The following is a 735-nucleotide window of genomic DNA, read 5'->3' as shown; positions in this document are numbered from 1 at the left end:
GATCATTTCTGGTGGCGTCAACGTGTACCCGCAGGAGATCGAGGCGGCGATTCGGGGCGTCGAGGGCGTTTGGGATTGCGCAGTGGTCGGAGTCGCGGACGAGCGCTTCGGTGAGCGACCTGTGGCGTTTGTGGTGCCTGCACGGGGCACAGCGACCAGCGATCCGGAAACATTGATCGCCTCGGTGCGTTCGCACTGCGAGTCGCACCTCGGCCGTATCAAACGACCTTCAGATTTCCGCCTCGTCGAGAGCCTGCCTCGTTCGCCTACGGGCAAACTCCTGCGCCGGCGGCTCCGCGAGTGGCTGGCCGTGCCCGACCACCCAGCGAGCTGACCGGCCAATTCCGGCTCTCCGCTCAGGCCGGCCTGGAGGTTAGGTCGCTAGCGCGATCGCGCAGCTTGAACTTCTGGACCTTTCCGCTAGCGGTCTTCGGAAGATCGTCGCAGATGACCAGCTTCTCGGGCCAATACTGCTTGGCCGTCTGCGAGGTGCGCATGTATCGGGTCAGTTCGTCCATGTCGAGCGTCTGGCCGGGCTTGGTCACGACGAACGCACACGCACGCTCGCCCAGCCGGTCGTCCGGATAGCCCACGATCGCAGCCGCCGCGACAGCGGGATGTCGATGCAGGAGCGCCTCAATCTCGAAAACAGGGATGTTCTCTCCACCGCGGATGATGATGTCCTTGCTTCGTCCGTTGATCCGGATGTAGCCCTCGTCGTTCACCACGTAAGCG

General features: G+C 63.8%; 2 protein-coding genes. One reads left to right on the top strand and one right to left on the bottom strand.

What is annotated here, in order from left to right:
• Positions 1–334, top strand: a 334-nt coding sequence (locus AC1DY5_RS57640; protein WP_478123043.1) for an AMP-binding enzyme, incomplete at its 5' end; no start/stop codon positions are given.
• Between the two features lie 22 nt (positions 335–356).
• Here AC1DY5_RS57640 and AC1DY5_RS57635 read toward each other — a convergent pair.
• Positions 357–735: AMP-binding enzyme (locus AC1DY5_RS57635; protein WP_478123042.1), on the bottom strand; the 379-nt coding region annotated here is incomplete at its 5' end.

This window comes from Variovorax sp. P4_D9 (genome assembly GCF_056401695.1).
The sequence above is the reverse complement of the archived record's forward strand: the minus strand, read 5'-3'. Positions and strand labels throughout refer to the sequence as shown.